Below are 13877 nucleotides of genomic sequence, written 5' to 3' on the forward strand. Positions count from 1 at the left end.
TCCATGATCAGCGCCCAAACCGCACGCCGTAGCTCACACCCAGTGTTCCGCCCGACTTGCCATCCCCGCCTTGTGGCGCGGACTGGTAACCGACGGTCAGGGCCAACTCGTCGTCACCCAATACTTCAAAACCGATACCGGTGTTGAGGCCGTAGTTGAAGGTTTGATCCAGCCACTGCCAGCCCGCCGTCACGTCCACCAGCCAGGTGTATTGCGGCTTGGTGCGCACCAGCGCGCCCGGAATGCCGCGACGCCAGGTGCTGCCGACATACAGTTGGCCGTAGCGGCTTTGCAGCAGGTCGCTGGCCAGGACTGTATCGTCAGGATCGAGGTTACCGTTCTCGTCGATACCTCTGATGACCGGCCCGTCATTAAGGCTGGACAGGTCATCCAGGCGCTTGTCGTTCACATTGTTGTGCTGATAGTCGACACCGCTGCGCACGGTCCAGTTGGGGCCTGCGAATTCCAGCGTATGGTTGAACTCGGCCTTCAACGCCTCACCATTGCCCAGGCTGTCACCGGCACGCGTAGAGAACGAGCGCTTGGCGATTTCCCAGCTGAACTGGTCGCGGGCGCTGAGGCTATGACGACCGCCCAGCCACAGGCGATCCTGCTCGCCAAAGGCACGCATCAGGCCGCTGTCCTCGCTCTTGCGATGCCAGTCCACGCCGGTTTCCAGCTCATCGCTGACGCCCAACTGCCAACTGCGGGAAAGGCCCAGGCCATTACGGTCATCGTCCTTGCGCTGGCTGGTGTCGGCGAACAGTTTGTAGCTGCCGTTTTCCACCGGGCGAATCAGGGTCAGGGCGGCGTTGCGCTCAGTGCCGATGCGCGAGCCGATCACGTCGTCACCGTCGTAGGTGCCCTGCTCCAGCTCGAGGTCGGCGTACCAATTGTCACCGATGTTGTGGGCGATTTGCAGGCGCGGCGCGTCGAAGGCGATGCCACCAAAATCCTGATCCTGCCAGGACAACAGTGCACCTTGCGGCGTACTTTCATGGATCTCCACCGCCTGACGGCGCAACTGCTCCTGAACCGTTTCGGGCTGATCGTCACCCAGCGCTTCGAGGTTGGTTTCCAGTGCTTCATTGACCCGCCCCAGGCGACTCAGGGCTTGAGCCCGTTGTGCCGGGTTGAGGTCGCTGCTGGCCAACAGCGTCTCGACCTGGGCTTTGTTGCGGCTGCGCAAAGCCTGCTGGATCTGCTCATAGCGGTCCACCTTCAGGCCCTGGCTTTTCGCCCAATCCAGCCACGCATCCTTCTGCGATTCCTGGTTGGTCGCGTCCAGGCGTGCCAGCAAGCGGTCGAACCACAACTGCAGCATGGCCGGAGAGCCGTCCTGACGCTTGGCCACTTCTTGTTGGGCCTTGGCTGGCGAATAGCTGCTGCTCATCAAACGCAGCCAGGTTCTGTAGCGTTCCTTGGACGGCTGGGCGTTTTCAGCCTCGGGGCTGCGTAGCAGTTTCAGGCGCAGGCGCTGGGCCGCATCCTGGTAACCCGCGTCGTACAGCGCATCGGCGTAAGCCGCCTGCACCAGCCAGTCGTTCGGTGTGTTCTTGATGTACAGGCGATACCAGGCCAGCGATTCGCTGTTGCGACCGAGCAACTGGTTGGCACTGGCGAACGCCAGCCACATGACCTGATCGTTACGGGCCCGGGCTTTCCACTGAGTCAGCAACGGCTTGAGCTCGGCGGTGTTGCCTTGGTCGACGTAGAGCCACATCAGGCGCTCGCGGAACAGGTTTTCATCCGGATACTTGGACAAGCCCAGCAGGTACAGGCGCTTGGCCTCTTCAGGCTGGCCTTCGTGCATTGCCAAGGCACCGCGCACGCCGAGCACCTGATCTTGCTCAAAGATGGCCGGATCCTGCTCGGCCTCTTTCAAGAGTTCGGTCACCTTCGACCAGTCTTCCAGTTCCTGGGCCAGCAGCAAGGCATCGACCAGGCGAATCGGGCTGCGAGTACGCTGCCAACTGTCGATCAGCAACTCCAGCGCCCGGCGCGGATTGCTCTGGCGATAACCGGCGATCAGGTGCGACTCATCGTTGGAGTTGAGCGAGCCCTTGATGGCCAGCAGCTTCTCCAGGGACGCGCGCAATTCATCATCGAGCTCCAGGTCCCAGGCCAACGCGGCGCGGGTGGTCCAGTAGTCCTTGTCGGTGATCTTGTCACTGTTCTTGACCAGCAACACGTTCCACGCCGCCTGATTATCGAACAGCTTGAGGTGAGTGCCGGCCCAGTCGATGCGCTCGGGAATGGTCAGGTCAAAACGCTTCGAGTAATCCTTGTACACGCGGGCCTTGACTGCGTACTGGCCGGTGTTTTCGAGGTTCTGCAACAGCCGCATCCAGGCCAGGCGATGCTTGGGGTATTGGCGCACATAGGTGTGCAACCAGGCTTCGGCCTTTTCCGGGGTGCCGCGCGACTCGTGAGCGTAGGTCACCGCGTCCAGCTCGGGATCGGTCAGCGCGCGATGGTTGGCGATGCCTTCGAGCAACGGGATCGCGCGATCGAAATCGAACTGCGCGATTGCCAGACGCCACGCGTGCTCACGCACGGGTGGCGTGTCGTTCAGCGCCAGCAGGCGCATCCAGAAATCGAGTGCCGATTCGATATCCCCGCGCCATTCAGCCAGGCGAGCCATCTGTTCCAGCAACGGCTGCTCTTGCGGGAACTCCAGCAGCAATTGCTGGCCACTCTCCCAAGCACCGGCCAGATCGTTCATGGCCAGTTGCGTGGTGAATTCCTTGCGCAGAATGTGCGGGTTATCCGGCTGCAGCACCCGCCACTGGGCGATGAAGCGCTGCACCAGATCAAAGCGCTTGTTGCCCATCGCGACGTCGACGCCCTGCTCGATCCAGGGCGCATCGGTCTCCGGGTTCTGCAATTGGTCGAGTTCGTCGGCGAGCACCTGCGCCGCCTCGGCACCGCGATCCGCCGCCAGCAAGCTGCTGAATGCCAGATGCGCGTACTCGCGGTGCTCGGCAGGTTGCGAGCTGTCCTTGCTCAGTTGCAGATAAATGTCTGCCGCCTTGCCCGGTTGCTCGCCCGCCAGATGCCATTGCGCGGCGGACTTCAGCGCCTCGGTACGTTGTTTTGGATCGCGCGCGGCGATTTCTTCATACACCGTGGCGGCGAAGGCCGGCGCCTGTAGCGTCAGCGCCAGTTTGGCCAGGCTCTGCAATTGCGCCAGGGACAAACGGCGGTGATCGAACTTCTGCAGCCGCTCGACCAGCGCCTCTCGCACGCCAGGCTCTTCACTGTTCGCCGCTTCCAGCGCATCCAGCTCCAGCCGGTAGTAAGCCTGCACCGGACCCACCGGCGCCGGCCACGCTTCCAGGTGCTGACGGGCCTTGGCGTAGTCGCCGAGGCTGATCAACAGATCGATCAACTGCAAGCGCAGGTGATCGTCATCCGGGTGCGCTGTCAGCAACAGCTCGGCGTAGTTGGCCGAGACAGCGTCCGGCTCACCGCCATCAGGCTGGAACACTTCCTCACGCTGGAAAGTTGCCCACAGCAACCCGCCCACGGTAACCGCCACCACCGCCAGTGCCCAGGGATTGAGCAGGCGGCTGTTTTTAGTTGCAGACGAGTTGGGCATTACTCACCTGCTTCATTGGGAGTTGAAAAGTCCACAGGCCGGCAGCGGCCTTGCCGGCGAAACGCTGCCCATCCACCTCGACCCGGCAAGCACTGGCCGAACGTACCGAGAAGGTCAGGTCAACCTGCCCGGCAAACGAAAAACTCACGCGCTTGTCATCCAGGTAACGCCAGTCCTGCAACGGCAAATTAGCCTCCTCCAGCGCCGGGCGCGGGTCGCGATCAGCACGCAGGGCGAGCAACGCCTGATCACTGCTCAAACTCACGTAGCGCCCTTGCGGCAAGTCACGCACACCGGCCACGCCTTGCGAGCGGCGCAGGTCGGGCCAGCCGAGTTGCGGGTCGATTCGCAGGGTGCGCAGCGCATCCATGCCACGAACCTGCCAGTCGCCGTCGGCGGTGCGTGCAAGGCTCGCTTGATACAGGCCGTGCAAGCGGTCGAGGTAATCGCTCATCCACAACGACAGCGGTTGTTGTTCGCGCATGTAGGCGTAGATTTCGTCCATCGCCTTGATCGAGGCTTGCTTGGTGCTTGAGTAGAAGTGGTAATACAGGTGCAGGCCACGCAAGCGGCGCGGGCTGTCGGTCAGTTCGAACGTCTCGACCAGGTCACGGAAACCGTAATAAGGCCCCTTCCATAAGTTGGTGTAGACGTTCTCGTTGATGATCGGCGCGTAGTACTGCAAGCCACCTTCGGTGGGGCGCAACAGTGGGTTCAAGCCGGTCAGCGATGGCCGCGCCTTGGTGAGCATGGTCGAGGCACCGTTGACGTTCTTCAGGCCGGCGTCGTAGGCCAACTTGATGGTGGCCGCCGACGGCAGGGCATCGCCCGGCCAGAACACCATTTTCACCGGTTTTTCCGGTGTAGTGAGGTTCTGGTTGATGTAGTCGCGCGAGCCGACAATCTCGCGGCGAAAATCAATTTTGTCGTAACCCGGAATGGCCATTTTCAAGCCGTACTCGGCGCTGAAATCCTCGTCTTCCTGAGCCTTGTCCGGCTGCATGTAAAACGGGTGGCTGAAAGTGTGGGTGGCGACTTCGACCTTGGGGTCGGCGAACAAATCACGCGCTAGCGGCTCCAGTTCGCGGGCCAGGTGCGGGTACATGCCACGCGGCGAAATCTCGCCTTCGATGATCGACACCGAGGTCAGGAACGGGTTGGGCCGGATGAAATCGGTGAGCACCTGTTTACCGGCGTAGGGCGAGCCACGCACTTCGGCGCGCGAAGGAAAACCATCACCATCGATGTGCACCGTGGCGATGCGGCGACCGTTCTCGGTGGTGGTGTCCGGACGCGGTTGTGCCGGCAGACGCAGGCTGGCCTGGACGAAGGCGAACGGATCGAGGATCCAGCGGCTGCGTTCGTTGTTGCTTTCAAGCACGTACGGCGCCAGCGCCAAGCCACCCCATTCGCCAATGGCAACCGGCGCGAAGGTCTGGCCGCCCTTGCCGGTCAGCAACAATGCGGCCTTCGGCCCTTGAGGCAGCACGGAAACCGCGCTCAGCTCACGGGAACGTGGCTGCACCGGCGCTTCGAACGCACCGATCAGTGATTTGTCCTGATAGGTGATGCTCAGCGTTTGCACGCCAGCCGGTGGCGCCAGGTTCAGCCCCAGGCGTTTGAGCAACGCTTTGTCCTCGACCGGCAGGCCGGCCATGAACGCCAACGGCACTTTCTCGTCCAGGCGCTTGCCCAGCCACCGGTTGAAGCCGGTGCTGTCCTGCGGCGGGCCACTGCTCATCCAGGTGATGATGCCGGCGTACAAACCACTGAAGCGATGTTCGGGCAAATTGTCGACGGCCAGGTAGTCGACTCGGTAGCCGAGGTATTCAAGTAAACCGCCCAGCAGGGAATGACCGACGTTGACAGTCAGGTCGCCTTCGCGCGGGTCGTAGACCATGGCGATGCGGCGCGGCTGCACCTCGATGTTGCTGACGCCTATCGAATCCAGTTCAGGCGTGCTGATGAAAGGAATGAACCCCTCGTCACGCAAGCGTTTGACCAACTTGCGTGCCTCGTCGCGGCGCTCAGGTGGCAGGTAGTCGATGGCCACCAGGGGGATGCCCTTGGCACGCAGCGGTTGCAACTCACCGAGCAGCCACTGGCGATCGGCTTCCGGAACCGGGCGATAGCGCTTGGCTGCGGCGTCCCAACCGGCGTACATGGATTCGAACGCGACCGCCGACGCAACGCCATCAAGCTCGGGCAGCACTTCGAAGCCACGGTTGAAAAACAGCTTCAGGCCTGGCTGGCGTTTGTGCATTTCACGCAACAGGCTGGCGAGGGCCACGCGCTGTGCTTCACGCGAGGCTTCGGGCAGCAATTGGAAACTGTCGAGGGTGTCCAGAAACAGCCCGTCGTAACCTTCGGCCTGCAAGGTCTTGGCGCGGCCCAGCAAATGTTCACGCCAGGCTGGCGAGGTGAGGTCCATGACCTGACTGTTCCAGGAGTCGTTACGCACTGGGCTGATCGCCTTGCGCAAGCCGGCCTTGTCGATTTCAGTCTTGCTGCCATCGAATTCGCCAATGGACACGTAAGCAAATGGGTGACTGCCCAATTTGCGCAGGGTTTTGACGTCGCTTGCCGTCATGTGCCCCGGCTCGACCACCGACCAGTCGAACTGCGCCAGCTCGGACAGCGGCGGTTGATCGGCGTACCAAAAAACCACGCTGGCCGGTTGGGGCAAGGCTGAAGCCTGGACAGTCGGCCCGCTCGCGAAGATTGCCAGCGCCGCAAACAGGCGCTTGGCAAGGGCACGTAGGCGTGTCCTGCGAAAAACGATGTGCATAATTCACTCTTGAATTGACTGAACCGGTACTGCTCGGACGTCTGAATCGGGCCGGGCAGATTTACAAACTGCGCAGCAACTGCGCCAAACCTTCGCCGATGGAAGTCGGCGCCGGGAGCGCAAAACGCTGGAGCAAACGCGTGTTGTCAGCGCGCGAGTGGCGGATGTCGCCCTGGCGCGCAGCCTGATAGTTCACCGTCAACGGCGTGCCGGTGGCGTTGCCCAGTTCGGTGATCAGATCGTTAAGGCTGGTGGCGCGACTGAGCCCGACATTCACCGCGCCAGGGCTCACCTCGTCTGCCTCCACAGCTTGTACGAGAATACTTACGAGGTCCTGTACATAAACGAAGTCACGGGTTTGTTCGCCATCACCGAAAATCGCCACCGGCTTGCCGGCCATGGCCCGCTCGGTGAAGATGCTGATCACCCCGGAATACGGCGAAGAAGGATCCTGACGCGGTCCGAAGATATTGAAGAAGCGCAGGATCACCGGCTCCAGACCGTGTGCGCGGCGATAGAAATCCAGGTAATACTCGCTGGACAACTTGTCGCTGGCGTACGGGGTCAGGGGAGATTTTGGGGTGTCTTCATCAATGGCCGTCCCTTCGCCATTGTTGCCGTAGATCGCTGCGCTGGATGCGAACACCACGCGCTTGATTCCGGACTTGGCCATGTGCTCGCACACATTAAGGGTGCCCACGAAATTGCTTTGATGGGTGCCGACCGGGTCGTCCACCGATGCCTGCACCGAAGCCACTGCCGCCAGGTGCACCACGGCCGTGCAATCACGCATGGCCTGCTCGACCACGACACTGTCCGCGACATCACCCACCACCAGATTCAGGTTGGCGTTGCCCACCGGCAAATTGCCTACCTTCCCGGTCGACAGGTTATCGAGTACGCGAACTTTGTAGCCTTTGCCCAGCAACGCTTCTACCAAGTGCGACCCAATGAATCCTGCACCGCCGGTAACCAGTATTCGTCCATCAGACATGAAGTTTCTTCCTGAAGATTCAATCGGACACTGCGAATGTAACGTCCGTAAAACGGTGTTTCTGTGGAGCAGGACCCGACTGATAGCACTTGGCCCAATGCGCATGCGATGCGACATCGACCTGTTCTCGAAGGTTCAAAATACATCAGATGAACGACGAGTTTATGGCGGTATGCCATAAGAGCGGCGCAGATAATGTGTGAATGACATCACACTGTCAATAGTTTGTCTTTGTCATGACGAAAATTATGGATCCAATTAAAGATCGTCATTAAATTGACACAATGACCCACCTGTCAATAACTGACCTATTGAGTCACGTCGCGCAATGTGATGACGGATTTCAAGTACGATTTTTGAGAATGATGGAGGCAGCGCATCGGGTTGATGAGTGCGCTGTCCTTCCGATTGCCGATCTATTCATGGGACTCAGACATCCCATGGATTGATCACCTCAATGCCGGAACACTCGAAGTCCCGAACATTGCGAGTGGCGATAGAAGCGCCATGATTTCGGCAAATGGCGGCAATTTGCGCGTCAGCCATCAACACCCCGCGCCCCTTTGCTTCAGCGACGGCAACGAGGTTGGCGTACTCCACGGCAGCATGGGCATCGAATGGCAGAATGCGCCCGACGAAGTCTTCGTCGAACATCGCCATGGCATGAGCTTCCAGCTTCTGTTTACGCTTACCGAAGGGCAGTCGGGCAATACCGTGGAGAATTTCTGCGACAGTAACAGCAGTGATTGCCAGATCCATGGCCGGTTGCTCATCGACCCAAGCCAGTACTCGGCTGTCAGGCTCGCTACGCATGAACTCAGAAAGAACATTGGTATCGAGCACTATCATTCAGAGAGATCCACCGCAGTCGCTTTCTCGTGCCTTGTTGGAAGATCGAGATCAACCCCGCCCGTCGCTTTGAATCTATGATGAATCCGACTCCCCAGTCCCCCAGTACGATCTACACTCGCCAAGGCTTTACCCAGGATCAGGCGCGCTTCTTCCTCCATCGAATGCCCGTTGTGAGCAGCCGCAATGCGCAATTGTTCTTTGACTTGAGCGTCCAGGTTTCTAATTGTGATGCTGGCCATATCGCCCCCGCGCAATCAATGAAATCATTGATTGAGGCTAGCATAAGGGTCCTCAGCTCCACAGATAAATTTTTCTTCACCCCATCGCCGTTCACCAACCGTTACATTGCCCGCGCTCATTCAAGAAACTATGGTTTGCCCGCCCTCCCGCGGGCTTTTTTTTGTCGGGTGGAAAGCGTTCCGAGGCGGTTTGGTCGAGGGCCCATTCACAATTCGTTAAGCATTTGCCCGGTATGCTCAGGGGATCTCCCTTGGGTAGTCACACACCATGTCGCGTCCCGTCTCGTCGTTGTTCCTGCTGGCGGCTGTGCTGTTTTTCTTCGCGCTGGGTCATCACCAGTTGCAAGGTTCCACTGAAGCCCGCGTCGCCGGGATTGCCATGCAGATGCACCTGGACAACGACTGGGTGACGCCGCGACTGTTCGGCCAACCGTTTCTGGAGAAACCACCCCTGAGCCTGTGGCTGGATGCCGGGGCGATCCGTGCGTTCGGCGGCACGCCGTGGGCAGTGCGGCTGGCGTCGGCGTTTGCCGGGTTGTTCAGCGTGATGTTGCTGTACGCCCTGCTGCGACGATTCGGCAGGCCCCAGGCGATTGCCTGGACGGCGGCCATGTTGCTGGCAACCATGGCCAGTTACTGGAGCAATGTGCGGGGCGTGGGCGAAGACGCCTTGCTGGCCCTGGGCGTGAGCATGGCGTTGCTGGCGTTTTTCCAGGGACATCGGCAACCACGACTCGGTAACGCCTTGCTCTTTGCCAGCGGAATCGCCATTGCGACACTGAGCAAAGGCGTGTTGGGCCTGGCCCTGCCGGGGGTGGTGATCTTCGCCTACTTGTTGACCGAGAGTCTGATCGACAAACGCCTGACATTGCGCCACTGGCTACGGCCCGGCCTGCTGACGCTGGTGGGGCTGCTGCCGCTGCTGATGTGGCTTGCGGTGCTGTATCAGCGCGGGGGCGCGCAAGCCTTGCAGGAAGTGTTGTTGACCAACAGTGTGGGGCGCTTCAGCGGTTCGTTTGTGGAAGCGGGGCATTACGAACCGTTTTACTACTACCTGGCCAAATTGCCCCAGGCATTCTTGCCCTGGAACATTCTGGTGTACCTGGGCCTTTGGCATTTCCGTAAAAGCCTGATGGCCAACCGTTACCTGCTGTTTTTCACCCTGTGGATACTGGCGCAGTTCCTCATGCTCACCCTGGCGTCGAGCAAGCGCACCGTCTATCTGATGTCCATGACGCCGGCGGCGGCGGTGATTGCCGCTGAATATGCGGCAGTCCTGTTCGAACGACTCCAACAACACGAACGCGCCTCGAACCTGCGGGGCCGCATCGCTCGCCATAGTCGAAGCCTGGCTATCGGCGTGCTGGCGGTGGTGATCGCCAGCTACCTGACGGCCGCGCAATGGGTACTGCCTCACGCGGATCGCAAGCTATCGTTCCTGCCCCTGACGCAGCAGATTCAAACGATGCAAGCCAATGGCAAGACCGTGGCAATGTTTCAAGCCAATGAAAGGGTGGGCGGCGCCAGCGTGTTCTATACCCAGAGCGTGCTCAAGGGGCTGGATACGCAAGCGCAGCTGCATGACTTCCTGAGCGCGTCACCGTCCAACATCGCGGTCATGGCGGCGGATTCGCCACCGCAGGCGCCGTTGAAAGTGGTGAAGCAGATGCGAGTGGGGCGCCAGGATTATTTTTTTGTTGGCCAGTGAGGGGCCCCTGTAGGAGCCTCAGGCCGCCTTCGCGGGGGAGCCCGCTCCGACACGGTTCTTCGGCGGAGCGCGCAACACCGGAACCTCCAACCGCGCTCGCCCATAAAACGCCAACGCCGTCAGCAAACACGCCAGCCACACGAAAACCCCGGCCCAGAAGGTATGAGACATATAGTGCCAACCCTGCAAAACCCGCGTCGTGCCATACACAAAACCCAGCAACAACGAGCCATACATCAGAGCCTTGGAAAACCGCCACCGATACCGCCGCGCAACAAAATACAAGGCGAGCATGGTGAACCCACCTGACGCATGTCCGCCCGGCCAGCAACGTCCATCACCCGCTTCCCTGAACAGCTGGAAGTTGCTGTACCACTCGATGTGGGCCATTTTCCCACCGTAGAGCGTCGTCTCGATTGGGCAATACACGCTGGTGTGGGATTTGAGGAAATGGATGACACCGGTGCAAATGGCAAACGCGAACACCACAAACCAGAAGTCCCGACGATGCTCGGCGGCAAATCGCAGGACGGGCGCCAGCTTGCAACGTTCGAGAAAACCGGCAAGACGAGGACGTTTGCCTGGATGGATCAACGGCCAGACAAACGACAACATCGCGCCGATCAAGGCGATTTCCGCCGTCCAGTTCGGAATGATCCGCGCCCACTTGTGGGTCAGTCGCTCAAAAAAGTGAACCTGATCGAGTGGAAAGGTATGGGTGACCGGATCATAAAAAAGGTTGCTGAACGCGATGTCGATGCGGGTCATGTCGAACAGCAAAAACACCACCGCAGCGCAGGCCAGCGGGACGCCGAAGTTCCAGGCATAAAAACGCACGGACGCACTCATTGGAATGCCACCGTACGCCAGTCGGACGCCTCGATAAAGCCAAGCATGCGCGGTGCCTGCAAGGCTTGTGCGGAAACAAACAGCGAAGCGCCATAACCCAGGTTCGCGGCAGGCAGCTTGAGGTCTTTCTCCATCTGCGACATGCATTCGCTGTGGGTCACCAGCACCAGGTTGCGCCCGGGCACCTTGTGCGCCAACGCATCACGCAGCATCGTGCCCCGGCAACTGACCAGCCAGTCGTCGTTCGCACTCACCTTGTTGAACATGAAACCCGCCGTTTGCGCCGTGCGGGTCATCGGGCTGTTGTAGATGTCGGCGTTGCCCAACCCCAACTGCTCGAACTGCGCCCCGACACTCACCGCGACACTGCGCGAGCGATCAGTGATGCCGTCATTGCCCGTCAGGCACGCGGCTCTGGAGTGATCGCAGCGTTCGACGTGACGCACCAGCACAATCACATCGCCCTTCGCCCACTCGGACACTAACGCCTGTGCGCCAGCGACATTGCCATGGGCCAGGTCCGGCACGGCGGCGGGCCGCAACAGCCACACTGTCAACGGAATGACCAGCAAGGCCGAAGCGACCACCACTGCGGCATTTCGATAGCGGGTCCAACGGCTCAGGTCAATCGAGCGTTTTACCCCGAATACACTCAGTCTCAATTCCACATCAGGCCTCGCAGGCATGCACCACACTCATTGGATGCCGCGAGGGTAAAGAGACGAGCGTCGGCCCCGGGTGAAACCCATGTGAAAAAAAGCTCAATGCTCGCGCATAAGCCTTGTTACAGATTTGTCTGACAGAAACCATTCAGCTATCCCGCCCCGCTGCCGATACAGGCCTTTCACACACCTTTTGGCTACGAAAAACAACAATCTTCCAGCCACTCGACGACCGCAGCGCAACGTTCCTGGAGGAATTTGATGAATAGCTGGTTCGGTAACATCAGCATGAACATGAAGCTGGGCCTGGGTTTCGGCCTGGTCCTGGTGCTCACCGGCGTACTCGCCCTCACTGGCTGGACAAGCCTGGGTGGCCTGATCGACCGCAGCAACTGGATGAGCGACATCACCCAGCTCAACGCGGGCCTGACCAAGCTGCGCGTGGCCCGTCTGCAATACATGCTGGCCAACGGTGACGAGACCACCGCGCAGAACGTGCAGGTGAATCTCGATGCCTTCGCCGCTCAACAGAAGGCGGTGCTGGATAAATTCAAGAGCCCGGAAAACCTCAAGCTGCTTAACGAGCAAGCTGCGCTGATCGCTGCATACCGGATTTCCCTGGAAAAAATGCGAGGTGCCTACCGCGCCGGCAATACGGCGCGCGATGTGATGACCGCCAACGCGCAGACCGCGAACACCCTGATCAATGCCATCAGCACCGAAGTTCAGCAGATGCCGTTGAGCGATCAGCGTTTCGAGCAATTCCAGGCCATTACCGCGGCCAAGGAAGCGTTCATCCTGGCGCGCTACGAAGTGCGAGGCTACACCGCCGCCGTCAACGCCGACACCGAGCTCAAGGCTGCCAACCAATTGGACGCCGCCGTCGCCAGCCTGGAACAGCTCAATGTGCATTTTGCCGTCACTCAGCAAGACGCCCTGCGTCAACTTGAAAAAGCGCTGACCGACTACCGCACCGCCGTGCGCGCGTACAAGGCGACCAACAACGACGTGGTGCAGGCCCGCAAGGAGATGACCGATCAAGGCAATACGATCGTCAGTCTCAGCGAGCAGCTGTACCAAATCCAGCTTGATCGCCGCGACGCTGAAAGTGCGCAGGCCCGTACCCTGCAACTGATCAGCACCTTGCTGGCCTTGGTGGTCGGCATCATCGCCGCCGTGCTCATTACCCGCCAGATCACCGGTCCACTGCGTGAAACGCTGGCCGTGGTGGAGCGCATCGCGGGTGGCGACCTGTCCCACGACGTCAAGGTTACTCGCCGTGATGAACTCGGCGTATTGCAGCAAGGCATCGCTCGCATGGGTGTGACCCTGCGCAACCTGATCAGCGGCATCCGCGATGGCGTGACCCAGATCGCCAGTGCAGCAGAAGAATTGTCGGCCGTGACCAGCCAGACCAGCGCCGGTGTGAACAGCCAGAAGATCGAGACCGATCAAGTGGCCACCGCGATGCACGAGATGACCGCCACCGTTCAGGAAGTGGCACGCAACGCCGAAGAAGCCTCGCAAGCGGCAGCCGCCGCTGACGGCGAAGCTCGCGAAGGCGATAAAGTGGTCAACGAAGCGATTGCCCAAATCGAACGCCTGGCCACCGAAGTGGTGCGTTCCACCGAAGCCATGGGTGTGCTGCAACAGGAAAGCGACAAGATTGGCAGCGTCATGGACGTGATCAAGGCCGTCGCGGAACAGACCAACTTGCTGGCACTCAACGCCGCCATCGAGGCTGCGCGCGCCGGTGAAGCCGGTCGCGGTTTTGCCGTGGTCGCCGACGAGGTCCGTGGCCTGGCGCAGCGTACGCAGAAATCCACCGAGGAAATCGAAGGCCTGGTGGCAGCCCTGCAGAACGGCACCCAACAGGTGTCGGCGGTGATGAACAACAGCCGCAGCCTTACCGACAGCAGCGTGGCCCTGACCCGCAAAGCCGGCGAATCCCTGGACAACATCACCCGCACGGTGTCGAACATCCAGTCGATGAACCAGCAAATCGCTGCCGCCGCCGAACAGCAAAGCGCGGTGGCCGAAGAGATCAGCCGCAGCATCATCAACGTGCGCGACGTGTCCGAACAGACCGCCGCGGCCAGCGATGAAACCGCCAAGTCCAGCGTTGAACTGGCGCGCCTGGGTGGTCAGTTGCAGGAAATGGTCAGCCACTTCCGCGTCTGACGT

General features: G+C 60.3%; 9 protein-coding genes and 1 pseudogene. 3 read left to right on the top strand and 7 right to left on the bottom strand.

Going from position 1 to position 13877, the window contains the following annotated elements; all coding sequences use genetic code 11:
- Window positions 1-7: 7 nt before the first annotated feature.
- From AB4O36_RS22785 to AB4O36_RS22805, 5 genes are all read right to left on the bottom strand, one after another.
- Window positions 8-3601 carry a tetratricopeptide repeat protein gene (locus AB4O36_RS22785; protein WP_460140334.1) on the bottom strand — a complete coding sequence of 1198 codons (3594 nt, stop codon included), beginning with the start codon at window positions 3599-3601 and terminating at the stop codon, window positions 8-10.
- A complete protein-coding gene (locus tag AB4O36_RS22790) occupies window positions 3579-6389 on the bottom strand; it encodes a bifunctional glycoside hydrolase 114/ polysaccharide deacetylase family protein (protein ID WP_460140335.1) in 2811 nt (936 codons plus the stop codon). The genes AB4O36_RS22785 and AB4O36_RS22790 overlap by 23 nt, the downstream gene beginning before the upstream one ends.
- A 61-nt stretch (window positions 6390-6450) precedes the next feature.
- A complete protein-coding gene (locus AB4O36_RS22795; protein WP_460118309.1) occupies window positions 6451-7383 on the bottom strand; it encodes an NAD-dependent epimerase/dehydratase family protein in 933 nt (310 codons plus the stop codon).
- A gap of 429 nt (window positions 7384-7812) precedes the next feature.
- A complete protein-coding gene (locus AB4O36_RS22800; protein WP_460140336.1) occupies window positions 7813-8232 on the bottom strand; it encodes a PIN domain-containing protein in 420 nt (139 codons plus the stop codon).
- Window positions 8229-8474 carry a FitA-like ribbon-helix-helix domain-containing protein gene (locus tag AB4O36_RS22805; protein ID WP_460118313.1) on the bottom strand — a complete coding sequence of 82 codons (246 nt, stop codon included), beginning with the start codon at window positions 8472-8474 and terminating at the stop codon, window positions 8229-8231. The genes AB4O36_RS22800 and AB4O36_RS22805 overlap by 4 nt, the downstream gene beginning before the upstream one ends.
- A gap of 268 nt (window positions 8475-8742) precedes the next feature.
- On the opposite strand from AB4O36_RS22805, the gene AB4O36_RS22810 reads away from it, so the two are divergent.
- Window positions 8743-10182 (top strand): ArnT family glycosyltransferase, encoded by a 1440-nt coding sequence (locus tag AB4O36_RS22810; RefSeq protein ID WP_460118315.1) that lies wholly within the window; start codon window positions 8743-8745, stop codon window positions 10180-10182.
- 18 nt (window positions 10183-10200) lie between these two features.
- Here AB4O36_RS22810 and AB4O36_RS22815 read toward each other — a convergent pair whose 3' ends face one another.
- Both AB4O36_RS22815 and pmrG read right to left on the bottom strand, forming a co-directional pair.
- Entirely contained in the window at window positions 10201-11031 is an 831-nt protein-coding gene (locus tag AB4O36_RS22815; RefSeq protein ID WP_460118318.1) for a phosphatase PAP2 family protein, read from the bottom strand.
- Window positions 11028-11717 (bottom strand): lipopolysaccharide core heptose(II)-phosphate phosphatase PmrG, encoded by a 690-nt coding sequence (pmrG, locus tag AB4O36_RS22820; RefSeq protein WP_460118321.1) that lies wholly within the window; start codon window positions 11715-11717, stop codon window positions 11028-11030. Before pmrG ends, AB4O36_RS22815 begins: the two co-directional genes overlap by 4 nt.
- Window positions 11718-12089: 372 nt before the next feature.
- Here pmrG and AB4O36_RS22825 point away from each other — a divergent pair.
- Window positions 12090-13016: pseudogene (locus AB4O36_RS22825) on the top strand (methyl-accepting chemotaxis protein); the annotation flags it as partial.
- Entirely contained in the window at window positions 13011-13874 is an 864-nt protein-coding gene (locus AB4O36_RS22830) for a methyl-accepting chemotaxis protein (RefSeq protein WP_460126827.1), read from the top strand. The pseudogene AB4O36_RS22825 and the gene AB4O36_RS22830, both read left to right, overlap by 6 nt.
- Window positions 13875-13877: the final 3 nt, after the last annotated feature.

This window comes from Pseudomonas sp. S2_E01, assembly GCF_054668365.1.